At 40.4% G+C, this 26,989-nt stretch carries 24 protein-coding genes and 1 pseudogene; 3 read left to right on the top strand and 22 right to left on the bottom strand.

Annotated elements, in window-relative coordinates; translation table 11 throughout:
* Positions 1-140: 140 nt before the first annotated feature.
* The 10 genes from SORDD24_RS01010 to SORDD24_RS00960 all read right to left on the bottom strand — a co-directional run bounded on the left by SORDD24_RS01010 (position 141) and on the right by SORDD24_RS00960 (position 9,074).
* Positions 141-920 (bottom strand): hypothetical protein, encoded by a 780-nt coding sequence (locus SORDD24_RS01010; RefSeq protein WP_061406717.1) that lies wholly within the window; start codon positions 918-920, stop codon positions 141-143.
* On the bottom strand, positions 920-2,074 hold the full coding sequence (wecB, locus tag SORDD24_RS01005) for a non-hydrolyzing UDP-N-acetylglucosamine 2-epimerase (RefSeq protein WP_061406715.1): 1,155 nt from the start codon (positions 2,072-2,074) through the stop codon (positions 920-922). The genes SORDD24_RS01010 and wecB overlap by 1 nt, the downstream gene beginning before the upstream one ends.
* A 411-nt stretch (positions 2,075-2,485) precedes the next feature.
* The gene (locus tag SORDD24_RS01000; protein ID WP_061406713.1) at positions 2,486-2,995 is read right to left on the bottom strand and encodes a GNAT family N-acetyltransferase; all 510 of its coding nucleotides are present in this window, start codon (positions 2,993-2,995) and stop codon (positions 2,486-2,488) included.
* Between the two features lie 408 nt (positions 2,996-3,403).
* Complete coding sequence (gene rpsR / locus SORDD24_RS00990) at positions 3,404-3,643, bottom strand: 30S ribosomal protein S18 (RefSeq protein ID WP_000068664.1); 240 nt, start codon at positions 3,641-3,643, stop codon at positions 3,404-3,406.
* A 31-nt stretch (positions 3,644-3,674) separates the two neighbouring features.
* On the bottom strand, positions 3,675-4,145 hold the full coding sequence (gene ssbA, locus SORDD24_RS00985; RefSeq protein ID WP_000609596.1) for a single-stranded DNA-binding protein SsbA: 471 nt from the start codon (positions 4,143-4,145) through the stop codon (positions 3,675-3,677).
* 11 nt (positions 4,146-4,156) lie between these two features.
* Positions 4,157-4,447 carry a 30S ribosomal protein S6 gene (gene rpsF, locus SORDD24_RS00980; protein ID WP_001151782.1) on the bottom strand — a complete coding sequence of 97 codons (291 nt, stop codon included), beginning with the start codon at positions 4,445-4,447 and terminating at the stop codon, positions 4,157-4,159.
* A gap of 132 nt (positions 4,448-4,579) precedes the next feature.
* Positions 4,580-5,788, bottom strand: a complete 1,209-nt coding sequence (locus tag SORDD24_RS00975) for an MFS transporter (RefSeq protein WP_061406709.1) — start codon at positions 5,786-5,788, stop codon at positions 4,580-4,582.
* 125 nt (positions 5,789-5,913) lie between these two features.
* On the bottom strand, positions 5,914-7,257 hold the full coding sequence (gene asnS, locus SORDD24_RS00970; protein ID WP_061406707.1) for an asparagine--tRNA ligase: 1,344 nt from the start codon (positions 7,255-7,257) through the stop codon (positions 5,914-5,916).
* 152 nt (positions 7,258-7,409) lie between these two features.
* Positions 7,410-8,588, bottom strand: a complete 1,179-nt coding sequence (locus SORDD24_RS00965; RefSeq protein ID WP_061406705.1) for a pyridoxal phosphate-dependent aminotransferase — start codon at positions 8,586-8,588, stop codon at positions 7,410-7,412.
* Between the two features lie 9 nt (positions 8,589-8,597).
* Positions 8,598-9,074 carry a cell wall elongation regulator TseB-like domain-containing protein gene (locus SORDD24_RS00960; protein ID WP_061406703.1) on the bottom strand — a complete coding sequence of 159 codons (477 nt, stop codon included), beginning with the start codon at positions 9,072-9,074 and terminating at the stop codon, positions 8,598-8,600.
* Positions 9,075-9,193: 119 nt separating this feature from the next.
* On the opposite strand from SORDD24_RS00960, the gene SORDD24_RS00955 reads away from it, so the two are divergent.
* Positions 9,194-9,640, top strand: coding sequence for a MarR family winged helix-turn-helix transcriptional regulator (locus SORDD24_RS00955; protein WP_081103477.1), 447 nt, complete (start codon positions 9,194-9,196; stop codon positions 9,638-9,640).
* Positions 9,641-9,731: 91 nt separating this feature from the next.
* Positions 9,732-10,280, top strand: coding sequence for an NADPH-dependent FMN reductase (locus tag SORDD24_RS00950; protein WP_061406701.1), 549 nt, complete (start codon positions 9,732-9,734; stop codon positions 10,278-10,280).
* A 31-nt stretch (positions 10,281-10,311) separates the two neighbouring features.
* On the opposite strand, the gene yaaA is transcribed toward SORDD24_RS00950, so the two are convergent.
* The 6 genes and pseudogenes from yaaA to SORDD24_RS00920 all read right to left on the bottom strand — a co-directional run bounded on the left by yaaA (position 10,312) and on the right by SORDD24_RS00920 (position 19,087).
* Positions 10,312-11,040, bottom strand: a complete 729-nt coding sequence (yaaA, locus tag SORDD24_RS00945; RefSeq protein ID WP_061406699.1) for a peroxide stress protein YaaA — start codon at positions 11,038-11,040, stop codon at positions 10,312-10,314.
* Positions 11,041-11,116: 76 nt separating this feature from the next.
* Positions 11,117-12,711: pseudogene (locus SORDD24_RS00940) on the bottom strand (hypothetical protein).
* Between the two features lie 11 nt (positions 12,712-12,722).
* Positions 12,723-13,133 (bottom strand): peptide deformylase, encoded by a 411-nt coding sequence (locus SORDD24_RS00935; protein WP_061406697.1) that lies wholly within the window; start codon positions 13,131-13,133, stop codon positions 12,723-12,725.
* Positions 13,134-13,237: 104 nt separating this feature from the next.
* Entirely contained in the window at positions 13,238-15,934 is a 2,697-nt protein-coding gene (locus SORDD24_RS00930; RefSeq protein WP_061406695.1) for a cation-translocating P-type ATPase, read from the bottom strand.
* A 259-nt stretch (positions 15,935-16,193) separates the two neighbouring features.
* Positions 16,194-17,951: a DUF6020 family protein gene (locus SORDD24_RS00925; protein ID WP_155720109.1), complete on the bottom strand. Its 1,758-nt coding sequence runs from the start codon at positions 17,949-17,951 to the stop codon at positions 16,194-16,196.
* Between the two features lie 68 nt (positions 17,952-18,019).
* The gene (locus SORDD24_RS00920) at positions 18,020-19,087 is read right to left on the bottom strand and encodes a glycosyltransferase (protein WP_061406691.1); all 1,068 of its coding nucleotides are present in this window, start codon (positions 19,085-19,087) and stop codon (positions 18,020-18,022) included.
* A 190-nt stretch (positions 19,088-19,277) separates the two neighbouring features.
* Here SORDD24_RS00920 and mntE point away from each other — a divergent pair, with 190 nt between their 5' ends.
* Positions 19,278-20,462, top strand: a complete 1,185-nt coding sequence (gene mntE, locus SORDD24_RS00915; protein WP_061406689.1) for a CDF family manganese efflux transporter MntE — start codon at positions 19,278-19,280, stop codon at positions 20,460-20,462.
* Positions 20,463-20,498: 36 nt separating this feature from the next.
* On the opposite strand, the gene SORDD24_RS00910 is transcribed toward mntE, so the two are convergent.
* The 6 genes from SORDD24_RS00910 to glmM all read right to left on the bottom strand — a co-directional run.
* A complete protein-coding gene (locus SORDD24_RS00910) occupies positions 20,499-22,370 on the bottom strand; it encodes an ABC-F family ATP-binding cassette domain-containing protein (RefSeq protein WP_061406687.1) in 1,872 nt (623 codons plus the stop codon).
* Positions 22,367-23,566, bottom strand: a complete 1,200-nt coding sequence (locus SORDD24_RS00905) for a CCA tRNA nucleotidyltransferase (protein ID WP_081103476.1) — start codon at positions 23,564-23,566, stop codon at positions 22,367-22,369. The genes SORDD24_RS00910 and SORDD24_RS00905 overlap by 4 nt, the downstream gene beginning before the upstream one ends.
* Entirely contained in the window at positions 23,563-24,330 is a 768-nt protein-coding gene (dapB, locus tag SORDD24_RS00900; RefSeq protein ID WP_061406683.1) for a 4-hydroxy-tetrahydrodipicolinate reductase, read from the bottom strand. The genes SORDD24_RS00905 and dapB overlap by 4 nt, the downstream gene beginning before the upstream one ends.
* A 39-nt stretch (positions 24,331-24,369) precedes the next feature.
* Entirely contained in the window at positions 24,370-25,218 is an 849-nt protein-coding gene (locus SORDD24_RS00895) for a DegV family protein (protein WP_061406681.1), read from the bottom strand.
* A gap of 2 nt (positions 25,219-25,220) precedes the next feature.
* Complete coding sequence (locus SORDD24_RS00890; protein ID WP_001050092.1) at positions 25,221-25,595, bottom strand: DUF1149 family protein; 375 nt, start codon at positions 25,593-25,595, stop codon at positions 25,221-25,223.
* Between the two features lie 74 nt (positions 25,596-25,669).
* Positions 25,670-26,989, bottom strand: a 1,320-nt coding sequence (gene glmM, locus SORDD24_RS00885; RefSeq protein WP_155720114.1) for a phosphoglucosamine mutase, incomplete at its 5' end; no start/stop codon positions are given.

Here is a 26,989-nt window from a genome sequence, read left to right as displayed (position 1 = left end):
TTCACCGCCTTAAAATTTTTGTTCACTCGATGGTAAAGAATATTGTATGCAATAAATAGTATGATAAAACAAATGCCAAATGCGAGACTGAGTCCCAAAGCAATACCAAAAAATAGTTCGGTCAAAGTCATGTTTTCCTCCTAATATTCTACAATTACATCCGTCTCGAGTTGACGCTTTAAATGACTAGCAACATCTGAGTAGTCTTTATATTTACTTCTATTCTCAGAGTTAATCATCAGGTAACCTGTTTGGAATTGAATTTCTTGGTTTCCATCTTCTCCATGAAAAACTAAACTGCCTAGTTTCTCCTGCAAACCATTCAAATAAAGTTGCTTCAAAGAATCTTGACTACTATTAGATAAAACAAGAAAATTCCCATCTGAAACGTAATAGAGTTTATCGTTGTAACTCAATTCCTGAGAAATTACCTCTTGAATGCGACTGAGCATCAGATTATGTTCTTTAGGTTTAATCTGGAAAAACAAATCTTCATGGGACCAATGAACCAATAGGGATTGAATCTCCCCTTCTTCCACACTCTGATACATTGATTTGTAATCTTCTCTAGCGATTTCTACTTGATCCTGAACCATTGATTTTGCCTTAAAATAATAATTACGTACTTTGATTAAAATCCCAATTAACAGAGGGAAACTCACTAGCAAGAACAACAGTTGAACGATTGGTATATAGACAATACCTGATGACAAAAAGATAAGTCCAATACCAAGCGCCAATAAAAGCAACCAAGTAAGCAACAAGTCAGATAAAACTAAGACAGCAAATAAGGCTAGGGTTAGAAATATAATCTGCTCTAAAATAATATCTCGAGCAAGGAGAAAAGAAAGACCTAAAAGAATCAACTCACAACCCAGAAAGGCGACTAACCAATTTCTAAATTTATTCCAGTTTTTCATTATGCCTCATCTCCTTCTTTAAATTCGGATACAGATTCAGCCATTCCAAAATAATGTAGTATAGCCTGAACGATTCGTTCAGATGCTCTTCCATCACCATATGGATTTGGTGCCTGAGACATTTTTCTATAAAGAGTTTCATCTGTCAAGAGAGCTGCCATAGCCTCTTTCACACATACTGGATCAGTTCCAACTAGTTTCAAGGTTCCTGCACGAACCCCTTCTGGACGTTCCGTCGTATCGCGAAGGACAAGAACAGGTTTTCCGAGGGAAGGAGCCTCTTCTTGAACACCACCTGAGTCGGTCATAATAAAATAACTTTTAGACGCTAAATTATGGAAATCGAGTACATCTAAAGGTTCAATCAAGTGAATGCGGTCATGACCAGCTAGAATATCCTTTGCTGCTTCTTGCACAGCAGGACTGAGATGAACTGGGTAGACCACCTCTAATTCAGAATGGATATCGACCATTTGGCGTAAAGCTGTAAAGACATTACGCATCGGTTGCCCTTGATTTTCACGACGGTGCATAGTTACTAAAACAAGCTTTTTGGAAGAATCCAATTGATCTAGAACTTCATGATGGTAGTCTGATTGAACAGTGAGTTTCAATGCGTCGATAGCCGTATTTCCCGTAATAACAATCGCAGACTCAGGATGATTTTCCTTGAGGAGATTATCTCTACTCTCACTAGTTGGAGCAAAATAAAGATCAGCAAGATTGTCAGTCATCTGGCGATTCATTTCTTCTGGGAAAGGAGAATACTTATCAAATGTTCTCAATCCAGCTTCAACATGCCCGATTCGAACCTGATTGTAAAAACCTACTAAACTTGCTACAAAGGTCGTTGTAGTATCACCATGAACAAGAATTATATCTGGAAGTTCTTGCTTAACAACTGGATCAAACTTTTCTAAAATTTTTCCAGTAATATCTAAAAGGGATTGATTTTTCCCCATAATATCCAAGTCATAATGTGGCTCGATGCTAAAAGTTTCAAGAACTTGATCTAGCATTTGACGGTGCTGAGCTGTCACAACTGTGATCGTCTCAATGCTGTCACTATGTTTTTGCAATTCTAACACTAAAGGGGCCATTTTAATAGCTTCTGGTCGTGTTCCAAAAACAACCATCACTTTCAGTTTCTTCATTATGCTATCCTTCTACTATAATAAAATTTGACACATCAGATTAATTAGTACATTTGATAGTTCCAATATCAATTAATTTAACTTTCATAATTATTTTACCGTCAATTAATTTATATGTCAAACCTTTCTAAGTATATTATTGCATTTAATTTAATTTTAAATAATCGTAATATTTTTGTAATGATATAATTTACACTGTGTAAACCTTCCGTATTAAACTTTTATTAAATATTTTTTAAAATTCTAAACCTTACCATCTTTTGAATATTTATTTTTTCTTAATAATTCAGATAATTATATTTTAGCGTTTCATAGAATGTATCTCTTTTTCTAATACGAAAAATCCCTCTCTAATGAAAAAGGGAGTTACGACTTCTTGCTATTTTAAAGTTAAACCTTATAAAATCTGTCTTAAAACAAATTTTTCGACAGATACAAGACCAATTCTCCGATATCTTCACAAACCGCATTCATTTCCAAGGGCTGATTTCGATACCAAACGCCTGAACCATCTGGAATATAGTCTCGTTTGATGTACAATCTCTGGGCAGGTCCATAGCCTGAGTGCAAACCTACACCCAACGTCACTTTGTCTGAAAAAAGCTTAACTCGATTTTCTGCCTCTTCCATCAAGAGGTTTCCAATACCTTGATTTTGAAAGGGCTCAAAGACATTGAAATCTGAAAGTTCTGGAGCTATTCCAGCAAAGGGGCCCTGCTTAGCATCGGGTAAAATCGTAATATAACCTGCTACAGCACCCCCAACCTCTGCAACTAAGACTTCTCTCTCCCCACTTTCTTGCTCCTTAAAGTATCGAGTTAAAATCTCCTCTCTACTTGGCCAACCTTGGCTGATAAATCCTCGAGATAGTTCTTTTATGTCAGATTCTTGCATTTTTCTAATTGAACATGTCGTCTTCATAAGTTGCTCCTTTAAAGCTTTCTCCTACCATTATAGCACGATAATAAAGATTAAAAGAAAAAACCTAGTAAGACAAAAGAATCTTACTAGGTCAAAAGGGACTCCATTCTAACAGAGTCCTGGAAAAGTCTGAAAAAAAGACCACTGGACCGAAGTCGCCTTCTCGTTTCAAAGCTCGTGAAAAATGACCCGTTGGGGACTTAATTCGCTTTCTTGTTTTCAAGCTCATGAAAAAGAGGTCCACCCGGACCTCAACTTGCTCTCTCATTTCAAAGCTCGTGAAAAAAAGACCCGTTGGGGTCCTAATTCGCTTTCTTATTTCCGAGCTCATGAAAAAGAGGTCCACTGGACCCAACTCGCTCTCTCATTTCAAGGCTCGTGAAAAAAAGACCCGTAAGGGTCTTTTCTTTAATCTTCGTTTACGAAAGGCATCAAAGCCATTACGCGAGCGCGTTTGATAGCTGTTGTTACTTTACGTTGGTTTTTAGCTGAAGTTCCTGTTACACGACGAGGAAGGATTTTCCCACGTTCTGAAACGAAACGGCTAAGAAGCTCAGTATCTTTGTAATCAACATATTCAATTTTGTTTGCTGCGATGTAATCAACTTTTTTACGGCGTTTGAATCCGCCACGACGTTGTTGAGCCATGTTTTTTCTCCTTTATAGTATTAATTGTCCATTAGAATGGTAAATCATCATCTGAAATGTCCAATGGATTTGTTGCTCCAAATGGATTTTCAGAACGTGAAAAGTCTGGTACTGGGTTTGCAGGTGCTGATTGACCTGCAGTTGGTGCAGAATAAGCCCCACCTGTATGTCCTTCACGCACTCCGCGGCTTTCCAACATTTGGAAATTCTCAGCCACGACTTCTGTTACGTAGACACGTTGTCCTTGCTGGTTATCGTAACTACGAGTCTGGATACGACCTGTGATCCCGATAAGAGAGCCTTTTTTAGCCCAGTTAGCAAGATTTTCAGCCTGTTGGCGCCACATAACGACATTGATAAAATCAGCCTCACGTTCGCCATTTTGACTCTTGAATGTACGGTTTACTGCAAGAGTAAAAGTCGCAACTGCTACATTTGATGGGGTATAACGCAACTCAGCGTCACGTGTCATACGCCCTACAAGTACAACATTGTTAATCATAATTTACCTTCTTACGCGTCAAGTTTGACGATCATGTGACGAAGAATGTCAGCGTTGATTTTTGAAAGACGGTCAAACTCTTTAAGAGCTGCGTCGTCGTTTGCTTCAACGTTAACGATGTGGTAAAGTCCTTCACGGAAATCTTGGATTTCGTATGCAAGACGACGTTTTTCCCATGATTTTGATTCAACAACAGTTGCACCGTTGTCAGTCAAGATAGAGTCAAAACGTGCTACCAAAGCGTTTTTCGCTTCTTCTTCAATGTTTGGACGAATGATATAAAGAATTTCGTATTTAGCCATTGATATGTTCCTCCTTTTGGTCTAATGACCCCAAGACTTTGCAAGGGGTAAGTGAGGTTTGCTCACAATAAACTATTATACTAGAAAAGCTAGTAGATAGCAAGAGAAAAAAGATAAAAATGAAAAATAACTCTATTGCTTAGAAATAACATTCTCTTTCAGTTCTACAGCTCTGGCCATCTCTTTCAAAATGAAAAATAGTGAAAAGCCGACGATTACTAAAAAGAATCCTAAGTAAAGGAAGGATTCTACAAAACCTAGAGCATCAATCAGCCAACCCGTTAGAGGAAAAATAACAATCATACTCAGGCTGAACATCATGGAGTAGACACTTAGCATGGTTGCACGTACCTCACTTGGGAGTCGCTTTTGTAAATCGTTGTCAAAAATCGGTTGAAAGAGAGCATATAAGGCGTTACTAATCAAATAAATCAAAATATAAATCAGTGGCGTACCAAAGTAAGAAAGTAAGTAGGTCACTCCCGTTAAGAGTACAAGAATTGGAAAGAGATTTAAGGCTGCATACTTCTTTCCAATCTTACTCGCTAGATAAACTGCCCAGATATTCAAAACACTGCCGATTAGCATGACCATCGAAATCTGCCATCCTTCTAAGTCCGGCAGTTGATTTTGATAGTAAAAATAAAACATGCACATCAGTGTCCCGATGATTTGGGACAGAATCATCCAACCAAAAAGACTGGGATTTCTCTGCAACTCCTCTTTGACAGTCAACATAATCCTTTTCATGGTCAGGCGCTCAGATTTTTGCGCTTTAACACGAGGCTCTTTTAGCATCCAAGTTAGGAAAAGAACGATTATAGAAGTGGCAATCATGATATAGTAGGTCAAGTGCAATTGACCATGGACAAAAAAACCCGCTAAAACGGTCCCCAAAGACCGAGTTCCTTCTGCTACTCCTGACATAAAACTTGAGATAGACAAGTATCGATCTTTTAATCCAGCCTCCACGGCCGAATCATAAACCATGGCTGCACTCGTCCCCGAATCAAAATTATAAGACAAGGCACTCACCACCATAGCGAGGGCATAAATCCAAAAATTACCTTGTCCTACCAACATGAGAATAGACGACGCAATCCCAGCAATCCGACTGAGATAAAGATTGGTTTTATAGGAATAGCGGTCAGCTAACATGCCAGAGGGAATTTCACAAATGACACTGGTAGCATGAAAAATGCTTTCCAATAAGCCGATCTGCCAAAGTGACATCCCGTTTTGACTGAGAAATAGAATCCAAAAGCTGGTAATGCCCAGAAAGGCAAAAAATTCCACACCAGCCATGAGACCGATATTCTTCCGGTAATTTCGTTTAAACATAGTTTCTCCTTTAACAAGTGTATTTGTATCTTTGTGTTTGTCACTTGTTAAACTGTGCTTTACATGTTCTCCACCTCTTCTTTCTTCTACTTTGAAAAAACGCCCCTGGGGCGTTTTGATTTATTTTATGGTTTGATACGGTGCAACATACGTGGGAATGGAATGGCTTCACGGATGTGTTTTGTACCTGCTGCGAAGGTTACCATACGTTCGATACCGATACCAAATCCACCGTGTGGAACTGTACCGTATTTACGAAGGTCAAGGTAGAATTCGTACTCTGTAAGATCCATACCAAGTTCTTCCATCTTAGCGACAAGGGCGTCGTAGTCTTCCTCACGCATAGAACCACCGATGATTTCTCCATAGCCTTCCGGTGCAAGCAAGTCTGCACAAAGCACGCGCTCTGGATTTCCAGGAACTGGTTTCATGTAGAAGGCCTTGATAGCTGCTGGGTAGTTCATGACAAATGTTGGCACACCAAAGTGGTTTGAAATCCAAGTTTCATGTGGTGAACCAAAGTCATCTCCATGTTCCAAATGCTCGTAGTCTGCATCTTCATCGTTTTCATGCTCTTGCAAGAGATCAATGGCTTGATCGTAAGTGATACGTTTAAATGGCTCAGCAATGTAGCGTTTCAAAAGTTCTGTATCACGCTCCAATGTTTCCAAGGCTTGGGGAGCACGGTCCAATACACCTTGGAGCAAAGCTTTTACATAAGCTTCTTGCAAGTCAAGTGACTCATCATGTGTCAAGTAAGAGTACTCCGCATCCATCATCCAGAACTCAGTCAAGTGACGGCGAGTCTTAGATTTCTCCGCACGGAATACTGGACCAAAGTCAAAGACACGGCCAAGAGCCATCGCACCTGCTTCAAGATAAAGCTGACCTGATTGGCTCAAGTAGGCTGGCGTTCCGAAGTAATCTGTTTCAAAGAGTTCAGTTGAATCTTCTGCTGCGTTTCCTGAAAGAATTGGGCTATCAAACTTCATAAAACCGTTCTTGTCAAAGAACTCATAAGTTGCATAAATGATAGCGTTACGGATTTGCATAACAGCCACTTGCTTACGAGAGCGGAGCCACAAGTGACGGTTGTCCATCAAAAAGTCTGTTCCGTGTTCTTTTGGTGTGATTGGGTAGTCTTGAGATTCACCGATCACTTCGATGTCTGTAATATCCAACTCATAGCCAAACTTAGAACGTTCGTCTTCTTTGACAATTCCTGTCACATAAACAGACGTTTCTTGGCTCAAGTGTTTGATCGTTTCAAATTTTTCAAGACCTACCTCTTCACCAAATTTTTCAATAAAGTTTGGTTTGAAGGCGACTCCTTGGAAAAAGGCTGTTCCGTCACGCAATTGCAAGAAGGCAATTTTCCCTTTTCCTGATTTATTGGCAACCCAGGCTCCGATGGTCACTTCTTGACCAACGTAGTCTTTTACTTCGATGATTGTTACACGTTTTGTCATAATCTATCTTCCTTTTTTCGTTTAACTTGTCCGAAGACATCATTACCCACTATTTTACCATAAATAGACTATGATAGCTAGGTTCGACTAGAGAAAATTCGCGAGATTTTCGTTACAAAAAATCTTCGCCAAAAAGGCGAAGATTTTGAGTTTTATTTTTCCATAAATTGATGCAAACGACGAATGGCTTCTTGCAAGGTATCCAAGTCTGTGGCATAGCTGAGACGAACATTTTCAGGCGCACCAAACCCTGCTCCTGTAATCAAGGCCAGACCGACTTCTTCGAGAATAGCCGTTGCAAACTCCGTCACATCGGTATATCCCTTCATCTCCATCGCTTTTTTAACATTTGGGAAAAGATAGAAAGCTCCTTGGGGTTTGACTACTTCAAATCCTGGCACTTGGCACAAGAGAGGATAGATGGTATTAAGGCGTTCCTCAAATGCTTGGCGCATGGTTTCGACAGAGTCTTGTGGTCCAGTTAGGGCTTCAATGGTAGCATATTGTGATACAGCAGTCAGGTTTGAGGTTGTTTGTCCTGTTAGTTTGCTCATAGCAGCGATAATTTCAGGATTTCCCACAGCATAACCTACCCGCCAACCAGTCATGGCATAGGCCTTAGATACACCGTTAATCACGATGGTTTGCTTGCGAATGGCTTCTGACAGACTAGAGATTGGAACAAATTCATTCCCGTTATAAACCAAACGACCATAAATATCATCTGCTAAGATAAGGACATCATGCGCAACAGCCCAATTTCCGATGGCTAGCAATTCCTCACGAGAGTAAATCATACCGGTCGGATTCGATGGCGAATTGAGAACCAAGACCTTGGTCTTATCTGTTCGGGCTGCTTCTAGCTGCTCTACTGTTACTTTAAAGTGATTGTCTTCCTTGGCCTGGACAAAGACTGGCACACCTTCTGCCATTTTGACTTGGTCTCCATAGCTGACCCAGTAAGGTGTAGGGATGATGACTTCATCACCTGGATTGACCACAGCCATAAAGAAGGTGTAGAGAGAGAACTTAGCACCAGTGGCAAAGGTAACCTCGTTTGCTGCTACGGAATACCCATAGTAGCGTTCAAAATAGGTATTAACCGCCGCTTTTAACTCTGGTAGGCCTGAAGCAACTGTATAGAAGGAAGCTCGTCCATCTCGAATCGCTTCCACCGCCGCATCCTGAATATTTTCAGGAGTATGAAAATCTGGCTGTCCCAAGGTTAAGAAAAGAACATCCTTTCCTTGAGCTTTTAATGCCTTGGCTCTTGCATCACTGGCTAGAGTAACACTCTCTTCCATTTCTAGTACACGCTTGGATAGTTTCATATGCCCTCCTTATTGGATCACTGCTCCTGTTTCAAAGTCCACCAGATAGTAGTGGTTTCCTGACTTAACTTCCCAAATCGGCTTGTCCTGATAGCGACCAAAGGTGACTTTGTCAATATCGCTAGCTCCTTTTTCCCTCGAAATCGTCGCTGCCTTGTCTTGAGAAATCCCCTTATCAAGCTGATAAACATAAATCTTATGGTCATTCTTTTCAATCAGTACGGCAATGGCCTCTTGCTTTTTATTATGTCCTAAAACGCTGTAATAACCTTCTAGTCCATTATAGAAATCAACCTGATCTGCCTGTTCCAATTCTGCATACTGCTTGGCCAGCTTTTCTCCCTCAACCCTAGCATCTTGATAAGGTTTCATGCTGAGTGATATCAGATAAAGGAAGGAAGTCGTCATGACTAGCAGTACCAGAGAAATACCGATTCCATACTGTAAAAGTAGCTTGTTTTTTGCTTTTTTCTGTCTTAGTTTCACTCGTCTATTTTACCATCTCTCTTCCTTTATTACAAGTGAATATAGGAACTTTCTGAGATAATTTCCCTATAAAATCCATGCCTCTTGTATTTCTATTTATTTATTGATAGAATACCCTTATGAAACAATATTTGAAAGAAAAAATTTCCCAAAATCAATTAGACCTGAAGACGGCTATCGTTCTCAATAAAGCGATGCGAAGTTTTAAACCTTATGAAACCAAGGCTGCCAAAGAACACGGACTAACCCCTACTCAATTTTCTGTTCTGGAAACCCTCTATAGCAAGGGAGAACTGCGTATTCAGGATTTGATTGAAAAAATGTTGGCCACTTCTGGAAACATGACTGTTGTTATTCGAAACATGGTTCGAGATAGGTGGATTTCTAAAACTTGTGACCCAAAAGACCGTCGCTCTTTTTTCCTGAAATTAACACCTGCAGGACGCAGAAAAATCGAAGAGGTTCTCCCTGACCATATTGATTCTATCGTAGAAGCACTCAGCATCTTGGAAGATGGCGAAAAGGAAGACTTAATCCGCATTTTAAAAAAATTTAAAAATTTGTGAGCAAAATTATTGCTAATTAGTATTATTTGTTGTAACATAGATGGTAACAAAAGGGTTCGCTCTTTGAATTTTAAACTAAAGGAGACATATCATGTCTAAAAAAGTATTATTTATCGTCGGTTCACTTCGCCAAGGTTCTTTCAACCACCAAATGGCCCTCGAAGCTGAAAAAGCACTTGCTGGTAAAGTGGAAGTTAGCTATCTTGATTACTCAGCTGTTCCCCTCTTCAGCCAAGATCTTGAAGTTCCAACTCATCCAGCTGTAGCTGCCGCTCGAGAAGCTGTTCTTGCTGCCGATGCCATCTGGATTTTCTCTCCAGTCTACAACTTCTCTATCCCTGGAACAGTGAAAAACTTGCTTGACTGGCTCTCGCGTGCCATTGACTTGTCTGATACACGTGGTGCTTCTGCCCTCCAAGACAAGTTTGTTACTGTCTCATCTGTAGCCAATGCCGGTCACGATCAACTCTTTGCTATTTATAAAGACCTCTTGCCATTTATCCGCACACAAGTCGTTGGTGATTTCACTGCTGCACGTGTCAATGACTCTGCTTGGGCAGACGGAAAATTGGTGTTAGAAGAAACAACTGCTTCATCACTTGAAAAACAAGCTGACGACCTTCTTGCAGCCATCAACTAATCTAGTAAAAACCAGCTCATTCGAGCTGGTTTTATGCTTGTTTCACAAAGACGAGTTCTAAGTCACTTGATAAATCAGGTCGGTATTCAAAGCCGGCGAAGCGGAGCTTGCGAGCTTGGTCAACCATTTGGACTTGGCCTTCTATTAGAGCTGTCAGAAAGGCGCCACGCGCTTTCTTGGAAATGGTTGAGTGGATTTTCAACTGGCCTGCCTTGTCCTCCATAAATTTGAAGGTCACCATCTTTTCTCTGATTTCCTTAGAAAATACGGTTTCAAACTCTGATGACAAGAGAGAAAATATCAAGTCCTCATCCTCTAACGCCTCATCGTAAACTGACTTCCAATGAGTCTTTAGGGTTTTACCAGCTACTTTTAATTTCATCAAAAAGTCCAAACGGTGAGGAGCCACGGGAGATAGGGCTGGAACTACGCCATACAAAGCTGATGTAATTAAAACATGATCTTCAAGATAGGTTTGTTCAGCCTCGGTTAACCCATCTCGTTTGATGTGGCGATACATAAGACCATCAAAGAGTTTCAAAGCTGGATAGTTTTTAGCCCTTCGATCTTTTAGAGCTTGAATATGAGCGTACTCTTCTTCTGCTTTCTCGGCAGAAACTTTATAAAAGGTCTCTAATTCACTAGCTGAGTAATGTGCCAGTGAGTCAAGGACTGCCTGACTTTCTTTCCTCAAGGGGAGCGCTTCGATACTCGGCAAGTCTGTGTTCATTTCTTTTGCTGTTGGGATTAAAATTTTCATATTGTTAGTGTAGCATATTTTTCAATCACGACCAAGAATTTCATCTTAAAAACCTCGGTTCATACCGAGGTTTCTTTTACTTCACTTTAAAGGTCTTGAGATAGTTATCTTTTCCAACTTGACCTTCAAAGGATTGACCATTTTCGAGGTAAGGAAGGTCGTCTGATACGGAAGCCTTGACCTTATAAATCTTGCCATCAACTTTAAAGAAATAGACAGTATCACCTTTGATGACAGCTGATTTAAGGTCTGAAACCACTCCCTTGATACTTTCTACCGTTTCATTATCCAGGTCGAGGTCATTTTTATTGGCATATTTGCTGAGGAGTTCATCTACTGTAGCTGCTACGATGACGTTTTGGTACTCTACTGCATCAACCAAAGCATACTCCTTGACCAAACCTGCATTGTCCTTCAAGCCCATGATATAGAGAGGTTTGTCATTGAGATTGACAAGAATAGGGAAGGTAGCCTTGTAGGCCTTCTCTTGCACTGCTCCTTCTGCGGAAGCACGGGCTGATTCTTCGGTTGCTGAAGCTAGATTGTACTTGGTGATTTCACCAGTGCGCATATTTTCAAGAATAAAGCCCAGGTTACTTTCGTCAGCATTTGCTGAAGTCACCCCCGTGTAGAGATAAATGTCATTTCCGATAGAAAGATAGTTATAACCCTCAGTCGTTTGGGTAACATTTTTCTTAGAAATCAAGGCATTCCAGAAGCCGTCTTTATACTTGCCGTTGTAGTTGATTTGTTCGATGGTTTCTTCGGCTGGATAGACACGGTCCACCCATTCTGGCACCTCATCCAAGCTGTATTCCTTGGTTTCGCCATTGGTAGCATCCAAGATAATAACAGATGAAGGGCGAGGTACTCCTAGACCAAACTGTTTTTGATAAACGGTTGCTACATAGAAAGGATTGCCTTCATCATCCACCTCAAAGGATGGGGTTTTAAAAATCTTAGTCGGATACTTGATTCGAAGATGACGTTTGACGTCACGGTTAAAATACTCGGAGTCCGAATACTTCATCGGTGTTTTTAAATCTACCAATTCCGCATTCCCTGTCACCATATCAACCTTGATATACTCGCCAATTCCCTTGGCTTGATTGTTGAACCATTTGATGGGATCGGCATACTCCAAAGGAGTCACCCGATAGGGTTTGCCATCAACCGTCAGCTGGGTATAAGTATCTGCTGCTACGTACTGGGAGACCTTATCCGTCAGAGAGCCTAGATAACGGTCTCCAATCTTCTCTGCAGTGCTCCGATCTAGGATTGGAACCTTACTGGTATCACTCTTAGGAAAATCTTTAAAGTCTTTTTCTGTGATAGACACCACATTAGCATAATTTTTGCTTGGAAAAAGCTAGAGGTTACTAGGCTTACCAGACCAGCAAGGGCAAAGATGATACCTGCAGTCAGAAACAATCCTCTACTAAGTTTGGTAAAATGAAGTCCTTCTAGATTGAGATCTTTGGCAGCCTTGCCATGACGTACATGAACAGTTTTGAGGAGATTGGTATCCTTGCGGAAACTAAACAAAATCCCCATCACCACCAGATGCCCACAGAGAAAGAAGATGAATTCCCAACTAGTCAGATTGAAGGGTGGTAAAAATATATACCAAGTCGTTGCGATAAAAACAAGTTCAAATAGTATGCGTTTCATCTGAGTTCCTCCTAAATAATTCGTCCTTTCAAATGATCCAGTTCATGTTGGCAGATCTGAGCTGGAAAACCTGTCAGTGTAATGGTCTGTTCCTGCCACTTGCTATCGCGATAGGAAACCGTGATCGTTTCATAGCGAGTCGTTGGCCGTACCCCAGTCAAGGACAAACAACCTTCCTCTGTCTCGTAAGGATCTTCAGAGGAAAGGAGAATGGGGTTAAACATGACCATGGGAACCAAGCCAAGATTAAAGATAATCACACGCTTCTGCACGCCAATCATATTTGCTGCCAGACCGACACAGGTCTCGCGATTAGCCAGCAGGGTATCCTGCAAATCCTTAGCCAGATAAAGGTCTTCTTGACTTGCAGGTTTCGAGACCTGCGACAAGAATAAGACATCTCGGACAATTTTCTTTTCCATTCTCTTACGCTCCTTACAACTTTACTTTATTATAGCACAAAAGAGGGCAACTTCTAGTCCTTTCCCTCAAATGCAAAAAAAGCCATCCGAAGATGACTTTCTTTTTAAATCGCGTTCTTATCAAGACCAAGTTTACGTTGAACAAACTTGACGATTTCGACGATAAGTATCATTGAGAAGCTTCCAGCTAGAACAATAGCCCATTGTGACAAGTCTAGTTTGGTTACGTGGAAGATACCTTCAAGCGGTTCTATAACGATGGTTGCCATCAGAAGAATGAAGGATACCAAGATTGACCAGTTGAAGGTCTTAGACTTGAATGGTCCGACTGTCAAGATGGATTGGTAAACAGACTTAACGTTGTAGGCATGGAAGAGCTGAATCAAACCGAGTGTTGCAAAGGCCATGGTAAGGGCATCTGCGTGAATGGCTTGGTTGTCTCCTACATGGACTGGATAGGTAAGAGCAAGGCCATAAACGGTCAAGACCAGTGCCCCTTGGAGTACACCTTGATAAATAATGGAACTCAAGACACCACCTGAGAAGAAGCTTGACTTACGTCCACGTGGTTTGTGGGTCATAACACCAGGTTCAGCCGGCTCAACACCAAGAGCGATAGCTGGGAAGGTATCGGTTACCAAGTTGATCCACAAAAGATGAACTGGTTGCAAAACATCCCATCCAAAGAGGGTCGCTAAGAAGATGGTCAAAACTTCAGCCGTATTGGCAGAAAGCAAGTACTGAATGGTCTTTTGAATGTTTGAGAAGACCTTACGTCCTTCTTCAACTGCGACGATGATGGTCGCAAAGTTATCATCCGCAAGAATCATGTCAGATGCACCCTTAGAAACCTCTGTACCAGTGATTCCCATACCGATACCGATATCAGCTGTTTTCAGAGCTGGAGCGTCATTCACACCGTCACCTGTCATGGCAACGACCTTACCTTGGTTTTGCCACGCTTTCACGATACGAACCTTGTGTTCTGGAGATACACGCGCGTAGACAGAGTATTGACCAACGACTTTTTCAAATTCTTCATCTGAAAGTTCGTTGAGCTCAGCACCAGTCAAGACATGGTCTTCTGAGTCATTTTCATCGATGATTCCCAAACGTTTGGCAATGGCTTCCGCTGTGTCTTGGTGATCACCCGTGATCATGATTGGACGAATTCCCGCTTCCTTAGCGACACGAACTGCTTCAGCTGCTTCGGCACGCTCAGGGTCAATCATCCCAATCAATCCAGTAAAGATCAAGTTGTTTTCAAGATCTTCAGAAGTCAAGTTCTCTGGAATGCTATCAATAATCTTATAAGCACCTGCAAGGACACGCAAGGCTTGGTGAGCCATTTCAGAGTTGTTTGTGTGAATTAAGTCATTGACTTGATTATCAATCGGAGCGACATCTCCAGCCTTATCACGAGCAACACAACGTTTCAAAAGTTGGTCTGGAGCTCCCTTGACTGCCACTAGGAATTTCCCATCTGGCAATGGGTGAACTGTTGACATGAGCTTACGATCTGAGTCAAATGGCATTTCAGCCACACGAGGATATTTCTCTAAGAATCCTTTAACATCATAGCCCTTATCCAAGGCATACTGGATGAAGGCTGTTTCCGTTGGATCCCCGATCAGGTTTCCTTCTGCATCAATCTTAGTATCGTTAGCCAAGACAACTGAACGAAGAAGAGGCATTTCAAGACCTAGTTCAATGTCATCAGCTGAATCATGTAGGACAGCGTCATAGAAGACTTTTTCGACTGTCATCTTGTTCATAGTAAGTGTACCAGTCTTATCAGAAGCGATGATTTCTGTTGAACCAAGCGTTTCTACTGCTGGCAACTTACGAACGATAGAGTTTCGTTTTGCCAAAACTTGAGTACCAAGGGCAAGAACGATGGTTACGATAGCAGGAAGCCCTTCGGGAATGGCTGCAACAGCAAGCGCAACAGAGGTCATCAACTCACCAAGTGGATCTTTTCCTTGAATGAAGACTCCGACTACAAAAGTAACCAAGGCAATAACCAAAATTGCATAGGTCAAGACCTTAGAAAGGTTGTTCAAGTTTTGTTTGAGTGGTGTATCCGTCTCATCCGCATCTTGGAGCATGCCAGCAATATGACCAACTTCCGTGTACATACCTGTATTGACAACAACACCAAGACCACGACCATAGGTCACGTTTGAGTTTTGAAAGGCCATGTTGACACGGTCACCAATACCAGCATCTACAGCAAGCTCGACTGTCAAGTCTTTTTCGACTGGCACAGACTCCCCTGTAAGAGCTGCTTCTTCGATTTTAAGAGAGTTGGCTTCTAGCAAACGTAGGTCCGCTGGTACTACATCACCTGCTTCAAGGGCAACAATATCACCTGGTACCAATTCTTTTGAATCAATCTCTGCCATATGCCCATCACGAAGAACGCGGGCAGCTGGACTTGACATAGATTTGAGGGCTTCGATGGCTTCTTCTGCTTTTCCTTCTTGGTAAACACCAAAGGCAGCGTTGATGATAACCACGGCTAGGATGATAATGGCATCTGCAATATCTTCCCCACCAGAAGTTATGACGGACAAGATGGCTGCAGCAATCAAAATAATAATCATCAAATCCTTAAACTGTTCGATGAATTTAACCAAGAGAGATTTTTTCTCACCCTCTTCCAGTTCATTGTGGCCAAATTCTGCAAGGCGCTTTTCCGCCTCACTTGATGACAAACCTTGCTCGGTCGCATCCACAGCCTGCAAGACCTCTTCAGGACTCTGAGTGTAAAACGCTTGGCGTTTTTGTTCTTTTGACATGTGTCTCCTCCTTGACATTGTGTGCAAAACAGACTCTCTTTTCCCTCATCGCATCTTTTCACGACAAACAAAAAGAGACCTGTTAATCATAACAAGTCTCGCTGTTTAAGATAGTGCCGGAAAGCATACTTTTCAGTATAAAATTCGGAATGACGACACTATCACAGGTTTCTGCCAGCTACTCCCTTGAGTAGTACTATTATATCAAATTTTGAAGAAAATTCAAGAATATTTAACTACTCAACATATTTGAAGCTCTCTATCGTCTTTTCAAAAAAAGGAAGGGAAGTAACAAAGGGATTATGGCCATAAATACATACGAATATCTAAAATAATTTACAATTGGAGAATAAATGCACGTTAGTATTATTGAAACACATATAATTATTAAACCTAAAATCTTATAATCTCTCCTCAATAATGAAATCATCAAAATAATTAACAATAAAATTGTATATAACCCTGCACTATAAAATATAGAAAAAATCGGTAAATAAGAAATCGTCTTATGTATATTCCAATAGAATTCTTGTAGCTTCTTAAACTTTGTTTGATTCTTCCATCCATCATCAAGTGAAGTTGTATCTCCATAAACATTGCTACTATCTTCATACATAACACGATAATAATTACCCATATACGTTAAATCAGAATAATCATACGGATACCAATAAGAAACTGATAAATTAAGTAGAGCATCTATATAAGTCTTTGGATGACTAATATAGCCTTTCAACCATAAATTAAAAAATTCTTTTTCTCTCCCCTCAAATTGTTCATTTTTCATACTATCTTTAATTGGATCAGCTTTAAAATAAACAAATTTCTTATTATTTTCTAAACCTAATGTATCATCATAGAGAGATAATTCTTCACTAGAAAATGATTCTGGGTGGTAATGTACAGCAGCAGCAATCTGTTGAAACCTAGGTGCTAAATAATCATATCGTTTCGAAGATTCTTGTGGTTGAATTAATGAACTAGCAAAAGAGTTTATTAGCAACGTGAAGCTTATTGATGTTAAAGAATAAAATAAAATCTTCTTGTAGTATCGTTTATTAAAAATAAGTAGTACAAGAATCCCTACAATTATATAAATAACAGCCTTCCTATGCATCATATATATTCCAAAAAATGAAATAATGAACATAAAGAAAAACTTTTTATTTTCAAAATAGTTAGTTGGTTGATAAATGATATATACAATACTTAAGAAAAATAATATTAATGAATTTACCATATATACATCTTTATACATCGTGAAACTAACAATAATAAAATTAGGAAACAGTAGGTAAAATAAGTATAAAGTTATATTTAAGTATTTATTTTCACTCAATTCAAAAATTCTATACAATACATACACAAAAATAAAAGAGGTTAGAGACAAAGTAAGAAAATTAAAAATTGCTACTCCAACACCAGCTCCTCCTACAAAATTCATACCGAATTTTGTAAATAGACTTACAATGTATGTAAATAAATATGGATGCGAGTTACTTAAAGGATAAATCCCTAATCCCTCACCTATTATTGTCATACTGTCAAAAGTTGTAATTCCTGGATACAGTAGAACAAATGCAACACACCTCACTAAAATAAAAGGAACAAACAAAATGAAATATTTTCGTTTATCTATCTTTTTAAATGTCTTTAGCTCACTTCCTAATTTTATTATATAATTATTATATCTAATCCAAAGTAACTTTAAAAAATAGTCAAATACTAAGTAATAAGAAATGAAAAGAAAAATAGATAACAAAAGAGAATACCGATTAATGTCACCTCTAAATGTTGATTGCGTATAGGTAATATCCCCTCCTACAACAAAAACAAATGACAAAAATGATACGAATATTTTTATAATTGTAGAATCTCTCTTATCTATATAAGACAACTTATTTTTGCTAACAAAATATAAAACAGTAAAAAATATTGTAGCCGTTGGTATAGTTTCAGTTTTAAAAACACTTAAAAACGAAACATAATTGCTTACTATAATTTTTTTATCTAACATTAGTAAAAGAGCTACACAATAAGAAAGGAGAATATTTTTTAAAACTATAACATTTAACCTATTTATCACTATCTAAACACCCACCTTCTTTGAACTTGATAACTAGCAAGAAATAAAATTGTATCTACTACTATTTTAATGGCTGTTTCAGAACCAGAAAACATATTCCAAATGACTGTCACCATTGCTGCAGATAATAACATTTGGAAAACCGCCAAGCTATAGTATTTAACAATCGTTTTATGAATTCTTTTTTCACCATCAAAGACAAAATTCTTATTCATTGTAAAATTAAAATAAGATGAGATTATTCTTGCCAAAATAGTCGATAATAGAATCAACAGTGCACCCCTATGAATTCCTGCGGATAAAGAAATCCACAGGAACAACTGAAACAATCCAATATCAACTAAAAAAGAAGAAAGAGAAGATAACAAATATTTAAAGAATGATGTAAAGATTACTTTATAAATTCTCAATGAATCTTTAATAGGATTGAAATGAGTTTCAGCATTACCATCAAAGTAAATGGTTTCGATAGTTATTTCTTTTATTGGAATCGATTTATCAAATGTATGTATTAACATTTTAGTTTCATACTCAAATCGTTCACCTGGAATTTCTAACATATCATACAGAATTGCCTTTGGAAAGCCTCGAAGTCCAGTCTGAGTATCTGTAATTTTTCGACCATAAAGCAATTTAAATACTAATTTTGTAAGCTTATTCCCAAATTTACTTTTTGGCGGTACATTTTCAGAATCAAAATCACGACAACCTAAAATTAGCGAATCAGGATAATTAGAAATTATCTCTACCATAGATAAGACATCTTCAACCCTATGTTGTCCATCCGAATCAGCAGTGACAATCCCGTTATATTCTTCTACATTTGGCATTGTCAGAAAATAGTTAAAGGCATTTTTTAAGGCACGTCCTTTTCCTAAATTTTTTGCATGAGTTAATATTTGACATCCCTGTTCATCTCTTAGGTTTTCAAAAATATTTTTAAATTCAGGCCTACTTCCATCGTCTACAATTAAAATATTTTCTAACCCAGATAGTCTTAATTTTTCTATGTATTTAATTAAATCAAGTGGAGGATTTAGAGCAGGAATAACAATCAATGTTTTCATATAATCTCCTTTGGTATCTGCTAATATTTTTGTATAAAAAAGCATAAACTTCCAGATATCATTCTATCATGTTTCCTAAAAAAAAAAGTATTTTCTGTTGTGTATTTTCTTACTTTTATCCATCCTATTTGAATTTTCCCTTGAAAACCAGTATAATGGTAGAATGCTATATGACTAGAAAGGAAGTTGAATGAAGCAATCTATCTCAAATCTCAAGTTAGCTGAGCGTGGGGCCATTATCAGTATTTCGACCTACTTGCTCTTGTCTGCAGCCAAATTGGCTACTGGTCATCTTCTGCATTCATCCAGTTTGGTAGCGGATGGTTTCAACAACGTGTCGGATATCATTGGAAATGTTGCCCTCTTGATTGGGATTCGTATGGCGCGCCAGCCTGCAGACCGTGACCACCGTTTTGGTCACTGGAAGATTGAGGATTTGGCTAGCTTAATCACTTCCATCATCATGTTCTATGTTGGTTTCGATGTACTTCGGGATACCATTCAAAAAATTCTCAGTCATGAAGAAACGGTCATTGATCCTCTTGGTGCAACTCTAGGAATCATTTCTGCAGCGATTATGTTTGTGGTTTATCTCTACAACACTCGCCTCAGTAAGAAATCCAACTCCAAGGCACTAAAGGCTGCCGCCAAAGACAATCTTTCTGATGCTGTCACCTCACTTGGTACCACCATTGCCATTCTAGCTAGCAGTTTCAATTATCCCATTGTGGATAAACTGGTTGCCATTATCATCACTTTCTTTATCTTGAAGACTGCCTATGATATCTTTATCGAGTCTTCCTTTAGTCTTTCAGATGGCTTTGACGACCGTCTGCTTGAGGACTATCAAAAGGCCATTATGGAAATTCCCAAAATCAGCAAGGTCAAGTCGCAAAGAGGTCGCACTTACGGTAGCAATATTTACCTGGATATCACGCTGGAGATGAATCCTGACCTGTCTGTTTTTGAGAGTCACGAGATTGCGGATCAAGTCGAATCTATGCTGGAGGAACGTTTTGGCGTCTTTGATACCGATGTTCATATTGAGCCAGCACCTATCCCTGAGGATGAAATTTTAGACAATGTCTATAAAAAATTGCTTATGCGTGAACAATTGATTGACCAAGGAAATCAACTAGAAGAACTCTTGGCTGATGATTTTGTCTATATTCGTCAAGATGGAGAACAGATGAATAAAGAGGCCTATAAAGCCGAAAAAGAGTTGAATGTAGCTATCAAGAATATTCAAATCACTTCCATCAGTCAAAAGACCAAACTCATTTGCTATGAGTTAGATGGTATCATCCACACCAGTATCTGGCGTCGCCACGAAACCTGGCAAAATATCTTTCATCAAGAAACCAAAAAAGAATAGAGAAATCCTGTCATGAGACGGGATTTTTCTATTCTTCTAGCTATCAAAGTCACTGAGATACTCATAGCGTTCGTATTTTTCAAGAAGTGCTTCGTTTTTCTCATCCAATTCTTTTTGGAGAGTAGCCAGCTTACCAAAGTCAGAACCATTGGCCTGCATTTCCTCTTCAATAGCAGCGATACAATCTTCCAAGGCTTCAATATCGCTTTCAATACTTGCCCACTCCTGCTTTTCTTGGTAGGTCATGCGTTTCTTGTCTTCACGGACCTTGACCACTTTCTCCTTTTCGGCCTTTTGTACTTGATTGGCCATCTCTGTTTCAAAGGCTTTTTCATCAAGATAGTCGGTGTAATGGCCAAAGAAAGGACGAATCTTGCCATCCTCAAAAGCCAGAATCTTAGTCGCTACCTTATCCAAGAAATAGCGGTCGTGGCTAACAGTCAAAACTGGACCAGCAAAGCCTTGCAAGAAATTCTCCAAAACTGTCAAGGTCGCAATATCTAGGTCATTTGTCGGTTCGTCCAAGAGAAGAACATTTGGTTTTTCCAAGAGCAGTTTGAGGAGATAAAGACGTTTTTTCTCTCCCCCAGACAATTTCTCAATCAAGGTCCCATGCGTCGAACGTGGGAAAAGGAACTGCTCCAGCAACTCTGCAATCGAAGTCGTAGAACCACCGCTGGTCTTGGCCTCTTCTGCCACTTCCTGCAAGTAATTGATCACTCGCTTGCTTTCATCCAAGCCCTCAATTTGCTGAGAGAAATAGGCAATGCGAACAGTTTCCCCAATCACAACTTGTCCTGCTGTCGGCTCAAGACTTCCTGCAATCAAGTTAAGGAGAGTTGATTTCCCAACACCGTTGTCCCCAACAATTCCAATACGATCTTTAGCCTGCACCAAGAGATTAAAATCTTTCAAAATGGGCTTATTCTCATAGACAAAAGAAACATCTTGAAACTCGATGACTTTCTTCCCAATACGACTGGTTTCAAAGTTCATGGTCAAGTCTGTCTCAGCAACGCCACCTGAGACTTCTTTCTTCAAGTCGTGGAAACGATTGATACGAGCCTGCTGCTTGGTTGCCCGCGCCTGCGGTTGTCTGCGCATCCAGGCCAATTCTTGCTTGTAGAGTTGTTCTTTTTTGTGAAGAAGAGCCGCGTCACGCTCGTCCTGTTCCGCCTTAAGGCGAACATAGTCCTGATAATTGCCCTGATATTCGGTCAATCCTGCTCGGTCCAACTCAAAAATCCGTGTTGACAAAGCATCCAAGAAATAACGGTCGTGGGTGATAAAAAGGACGGTCTTCTTAGAATTTTTCAAAAAGAGGGTCAGCCACTCAATAGTCGCAATGTCCAGATGGTTGGTCGGCTCATCCAAAAGCAAAAGGTCGTGGTTACCAAGTAAGACTTGCGCCAACTGGACCCGTCTTCTTAGACCACCTGACAATTCCCCAACAGGAGTCGATAAGTCCTGAATACCCAGCTTGCTAAGAACCGTCTTGACCTGACTCTCAATTTCCCAAGCTTGAAGAGAGTCCATTTCTGCCATGACTCGTTCCAAACGCGCCTGCTTATCCTCACTATAGTTGAGCATGATCAATTCATACTCACGAATCAGCTGAATCTCTTTGAGGTCGCTGGATAGGACCGTATCCAAGACCGTCTTGCTATCATCAAAATCAGGATCTTGGGTCAAGTAGCCAATCTGGTAATCATTCTTAGCTGAAAAGGGACTGACATCCCCATCAAAGCCAGAAACACCAGAAAGAACATCTAAAAGGGTGGTCTTCCCTGTTCCATTGACACCAATCAGACCAATTCTGTCTAGGTCATGGATAATAAAGGAAATATCCTTAAAAACGGTCTTGTCACCGACGGATTTACTTAGTTTTTCAACGATAAAATCACTCATTTTTTCTCCCTCAGATAAGCATGGATGGCTTGACGGTCATTCTCCAAGTCACCATCGACAATGGTAAACTCAATCTCTGTTAAAATCTCTCCCAAATCTGGACCCGGCTGATAGCCATATTCCTTGATCAAAATACCACCGTTGATTTGGATTTCTTTCTTGTCATGAATGGTCAAACTCTGATAGGTTTCTGTGATGGCTTGTGGGTTGACTTCTTTTCCTTGGGCCTGACGAAGATTTTCAGCCTGTAAAAGTAAATCCAAGTCAAAGCGATAACAATCGCGCTTACTCAATTCTCCCTTTTCACGCAAGGCCAAAATAGTCAGCAAATCTTGTACCTGCTTGGCAAACTGGCGTGAGGTCTTCCATGCCTTCAAAAATGGCTGCGCATTTTCAATCTCTAAAGCCCACAGTAGAGCCGCCCAGGCTTGTTCAGAAGATTCAAAAGTAAAATCAGTCTCCAAATCAAACAGTCTATTGAGCTTGTCCTGACTAGCTACCATATCAGGGAGATAGTCATAAGCTTGACTCTCAATCATGGAAGCCAAACCCCTTCTCCAAAATGGAGCCAGTAAGAGTTTATCAAACTCAACGAAGGTACGCTCTACAGAAATTTTCTCCAAAAGCGGCGTCAAAGTCTTCATAGCTTTAAATGTTTCTTGCTCAAGTTCAAAACCAAGACTGGCCTGAAAACGAAAACCACGCATAATACGCAAAGCATCCTCGTTAAAACGTTCACTAGCTACTCCTACTGCTCGCAAGACTTGGTTTTCCAGATCTTTGAGACCATCGAACAAATCGATGATTTCTCCCGTCTCATCCAAGGCAAAGGCATTAACTGTGAAATCACGACGTTTGAGATCTTCCTCAAGAGAACGGACAAAGGAAACCGCACTGGGTCTGCGATAGTCTACATAGACATCTTCGGTCCGAAAGGTGGTTACTTCATACTCCTCGTTACCATCTAAAACCAAGACGGTCCCATGCTCGATTCCGATATCAGCTGTTCGCGGAAAAATCTGCTTGGTCTCCTCTGGATAGGAAGAAGTCGCGATATCCACATCGTGGATGGGGCGATTAAGAAGGGCATCTCGAACAGAGCCTCCAACAAAATAGGCTTCAAAACCTGCTTCTTTAATTTTTTCTAATACTGGTAAAGCCTTCTGAAATTCAGAAGGCATTTGTGTTAATCTCATAATAAGTGTTCTAATCCATAGACAAGCTCATGACGCTTGACAACTTCTTTGATTCCCAAATTGACCCCTGTCATGAAGGAGCTGCGATCATAGGAGTCATGACGGAGTGTCAATCCCTCTCCCTGATTGCCGAAGATGACTTCCTGATGGGCTACCAAGCCTGGTAGACGGACTGAGTGGATTCGCATGCCATCAAAATTAGCACCACGGGCACCTGCAATCAATTCTTCCTCATCAGGCGCACCTTGCTGAATAGACTCCCGAACTTCAGCCATCAACTCAGCTGTTTTAATGGCTGTTCCACTCGGAGCATCTTTTTTCTTGTCATGATGAAGTTCGATAATCTCCACATTTGGAAAATATTTGGCAGCCTGGAACGCAAATTGCATGAGCAAGACAGCACCCAAGGCAAAGTTAGGGGCTATCAAGCCACCCAAATTTTGGGCACGAGAGAATTCTTTTAATTCTACAATTTCTTCACTAGTGAAGCCTGTTGTTCCTACGACAGGAGCAAAGCCATTTTCAAGGGCAAAGCGCGTATTTTCGTAGGCAACGGCTGGTGTAGTAAAATCCACCCAGACATCAGCCTCAAATCCAACCAAGGCTGCCTTATCATTGAAGACAGGAATTCCCTGCCATTCTGACTCAGACTCAAAAGGATCCAAAACTGCCACCAAGTCCAAGTCAGGATCAGCCAAAACCATCTGACAAGCAGCTTGGCCCATCTTTCCCTTAAAACCGGCAATAATTACTCGAATACTCATCTCTACTCCTGTCTAAGATACAAAGCCTGTAAGAACAATTTAGACGATTGGTGTATAGCTCAAGGCGATACTACCTTCTCCAAGGTGGGTCCCAATGACACTCCCAAAGGTATTAATTGGAATCTCAGAAGTCACACCACTCTCCATCAAAAGCTGGCGCAAATCCACTGCCTTTTGAGGAGCATTGCCATGGATGACTGTTATACGGTAGTCCCCGTCTTTTGTCAACTCCTTGATGATTTCCACCAAACGTTTGATTGCCTTCTTTTCTGTACGAACTTTTTCGTAAACTTCAATCACACCTTGGTCATTAAAGTAAAGGATAGGCTTGATACTGAGGAGATTTCCTAAGATGGCTGCCCCATTTGACAAACGTCCTCCCTTAACCAAGTGGTCGAGATCATCTACTATGATAAAGGCTGAATTATCAGCAATTTGAATCCCCAACTTCTCCTGAATCTGGGCAAAATCATCGCCTTGTTCTGCCCATTCAAAGGCACTCTCCACCATAAATCCTAGAGGGGAACTTGTGATATGAGTATCTGGAAAGGCAATGGTCAAACCTTCATACTCGTCTAACATATATTGGATATTCTGATAAAAACCTGAAATCCCTGACGAAAGAAAGAGTCCCAAGACATGGGTATAGCCATCTTCTTTCAAGGAACTTAGAATCTCATCCAATTTAGCAATACTTGGTTGACTGGTCTTAGGCAATTCAGCAGACTGAGGCATTTTTTGATAAAATTCCTCAGCAGTCAGATTGACACCTTCGACATACTCTTCCCCATCAATATTGACAGGAATATCCAAGATAAATAGATTCTCTCTTTGCAGCGTCTTCTCCTCTAAATAGGCGGAAGAATCTGTAATGACAGCTAATTTCATGACTAAAACTCCAAATTGATCCCTGGAAGATCCAAGGCGATTTCTGTTACTTCATACGTCAAACGATTGAGCATGTTCAAACATGGACGTGCCAAGGTTTCGACTTCTTCTTGGTTAAATTCGCTTGGTTCGTTGACAATACGACCTTCCACATGGTTCACTTGGGAAATCGTTCCGCTGATGACAAATTTGTCAAATACAATCATGAAACTCAAGATAACAACTAGCGAAGTTACTTGGTTTTCTTGGTCGTGTTGGAGTAACTGAAAGTTAACGTCTACCTTGGTTTCAGGAGCTCCATTTTCATTTTCCCATTCAAAGTTGCGAGCATCAAAGTGATACTGGCTAACAAATTCTTGTTCTCGTTTAAGATTCATTTTTCTCTCCCATTGCTACAATTTACTATGCAATTGTACCACATTTTTATCATTTCATCTAGTTTTTCTAGGCTTTAGTCAATTCCGATTTCATCTTTAACCACAGCAGCAATCGTATCTACATAGTAGTTGACTTCTTCTGTTGTTGGCGCTTCTGCCATGACACGCAAGAGGGGTTCTGTTCCACTTGGGCGGACAAGGATACGGCCGTTGCCTGCCATCTCTTCTTCCATCTTTTCGATGATGGCTTTGATAGCTGGTACTTCCATGGCTTTTTCTTTCATGGCATTTTCCACTCGGATATTGACCAATTTTTGTGGGTAAATCGTCACTTCTGATGCCAGTTGAGACAAGCTCTTACCTGTTTCTTTCATGATTTTGGTCAATTGGACAGCTGATAATTGACCATCACCCGTTGTATTGTAATCCATCAAGATAACGTGACCAGACTGTTCACCACCAAGGTTGTAGCCTGATTTTCTCATTTCTTCAACGACATAGCGGTCACCAACAGCAGTCACTGCCTTGTTAATGCCAGCACTCTCCAAGGCCTTATGGAAGCCGAGGTTAGACATAACCGTTGTCACAATGGTGTTTTGAGCCAACTGGCCTTTTTCAGAAAGGTATTTACCGATGATATACATGATCTTATCACCATCGACGATGTCACCATTTTCATCAACAGCAATCAAACGGTCACTGTCTCCGTCAAAGGCCAAACCAATAGCTGACTGGCTTTCTTTGACCACTTCTTGAAGAGCTTCTGGATGTGTAGAACCCACATTCAAGTTGATGTTAAGACCATCTGGTGTCTCACCGATAACAGTTATTTGAGCCCCAAGGTCTGCAAAGATTTGACGAGCACTTGTAGATGCTGCACCGTTTGCAGTGTCCAAGGCCACTTTCATTCCTTCAAGAGGAGTTCCAGTTGAAACAAGGTAGCCTTCATACTTACGTAAACCTTCTGGATAGTCCACTAAGGTTCCCAAGCCTTCAGCACTTGGACGAGGCAGGGTGTCTTCTGTAGCATCTAGCAAGGCTTCAATTTCTGCTTCTTTTTCGTCATCAAGTTTGAAGCCATCCCCTCCAAAGAACTTAATTCCATTATCAAGGGCTGGGTTGTGACTCGCTGAAATCATGACACCTGCACTGGCTCCCTCAGTTTTGACCAAGTAAGCTACTGCTGGTGTTGCAAGGACACCAAGTTTGTAGACGTGAATCCCTACGGAGAGGAGACCTGCCACTAAGGCTGATTCTAACATTTCTCCTGAGATACGTGTATCACGTCCTACAAAGACTTTAGGGGCTTCTGTTTCGTGTTGGCTAAGAACATACCCACCAAAACGTCCCAGTTTAAAGGCCAATTCTGGCGTCAGTTCTACGTTTGCTTCTCC

Origin of the sequence: Streptococcus oralis (assembly GCF_001579175.1) — a bacterium.
Taxonomy (GTDB): domain Bacteria; phylum Bacillota; class Bacilli; order Lactobacillales; family Streptococcaceae; genus Streptococcus; species Streptococcus oralis_O.
The sequence above is the reverse complement of the archived record's forward strand: the minus strand, read 5'-3'. Positions and strand labels throughout refer to the sequence as shown.

Excerpts from the sequence above, each read along its gene's own strand:
- yaaA (WP_061406699.1), bottom strand. The coding sequence starts at position 11,040 with ATGAAAATTTTAATCCCAACAGCAAAAGAAATGAACACAGACTTGCCG.
- dapB (WP_061406683.1), bottom strand. The coding sequence starts at position 24,330 with ATGAGTATTCGAGTAATTATTGCCGGTTTTAAGGGAAAGATGGGCCAA.
- SORDD24_RS00925 (WP_155720109.1), bottom strand. The coding sequence starts at position 17,951 with ATGTTAGATAAAAAAATTATAGTAAGCAATTATGTTTCGTTTTTAAGT.
- SORDD24_RS00965 (WP_061406705.1), bottom strand. The coding sequence starts at position 8,588 with ATGAAACTATCCAAGCGTGTACTAGAAATGGAAGAGAGTGTTACTCTA.
- asnS (WP_061406707.1), bottom strand. The coding sequence starts at position 7,257 with ATGACAAAACGTGTAACAATCATCGAAGTAAAAGACTACGTTGGTCAA.
- rpsF (WP_001151782.1), bottom strand. The coding sequence starts at position 4,447 with ATGGCTAAATACGAAATTCTTTATATCATTCGTCCAAACATTGAAGAA.
- SORDD24_RS00950 (WP_061406701.1), top strand. The coding sequence starts at position 9,732 with ATGTCTAAAAAAGTATTATTTATCGTCGGTTCACTTCGCCAAGGTTCT.
- SORDD24_RS00920 (WP_061406691.1), bottom strand. The coding sequence starts at position 19,087 with ATGAAAACATTGATTGTTATTCCTGCTCTAAATCCTCCACTTGATTTA.
- SORDD24_RS00930 (WP_061406695.1), bottom strand. The coding sequence starts at position 15,934 with ATGTCAAAAGAACAAAAACGCCAAGCGTTTTACACTCAGAGTCCTGAA.
- SORDD24_RS00895 (WP_061406681.1), bottom strand. The coding sequence starts at position 25,218 with ATGAAATTAGCTGTCATTACAGATTCTTCCGCCTATTTAGAGGAGAAG.
- SORDD24_RS00935 (WP_061406697.1), bottom strand. The coding sequence starts at position 13,133 with ATGGAAAAGAAAATTGTCCGAGATGTCTTATTCTTGTCGCAGGTCTCG.
- SORDD24_RS01000 (WP_061406713.1), bottom strand. The coding sequence starts at position 2,995 with ATGAAGACGACATGTTCAATTAGAAAAATGCAAGAATCTGACATAAAA.
- SORDD24_RS00905 (WP_081103476.1), bottom strand. The coding sequence starts at position 23,566 with ATGAGATTAACACAAATGCCTTCTGAATTTCAGAAGGCTTTACCAGTA.
- SORDD24_RS00890 (WP_001050092.1), bottom strand. The coding sequence starts at position 25,595 with ATGAATCTTAAACGAGAACAAGAATTTGTTAGCCAGTATCACTTTGAT.
- SORDD24_RS00955 (WP_081103477.1), top strand. The coding sequence starts at position 9,194 with ATGAAACAATATTTGAAAGAAAAAATTTCCCAAAATCAATTAGACCTG.
- mntE (WP_061406689.1), top strand. The coding sequence starts at position 19,278 with ATGAAGCAATCTATCTCAAATCTCAAGTTAGCTGAGCGTGGGGCCATT.
- ssbA (WP_000609596.1), bottom strand. The coding sequence starts at position 4,145 with ATGATTAACAATGTTGTACTTGTAGGGCGTATGACACGTGACGCTGAG.
- SORDD24_RS00975 (WP_061406709.1), bottom strand. The coding sequence starts at position 5,788 with ATGTTTAAACGAAATTACCGGAAGAATATCGGTCTCATGGCTGGTGTG.
- rpsR (WP_000068664.1), bottom strand. The coding sequence starts at position 3,643 with ATGGCTCAACAACGTCGTGGCGGATTCAAACGCCGTAAAAAAGTTGAT.
- SORDD24_RS00910 (WP_061406687.1), bottom strand. The coding sequence starts at position 22,370 with ATGAGTGATTTTATCGTTGAAAAACTAAGTAAATCCGTCGGTGACAAG.
- SORDD24_RS01010 (WP_061406717.1), bottom strand. The coding sequence starts at position 920 with ATGAAAAACTGGAATAAATTTAGAAATTGGTTAGTCGCCTTTCTGGGT.
- wecB (WP_061406715.1), bottom strand. The coding sequence starts at position 2,074 with ATGAAGAAACTGAAAGTGATGGTTGTTTTTGGAACACGACCAGAAGCT.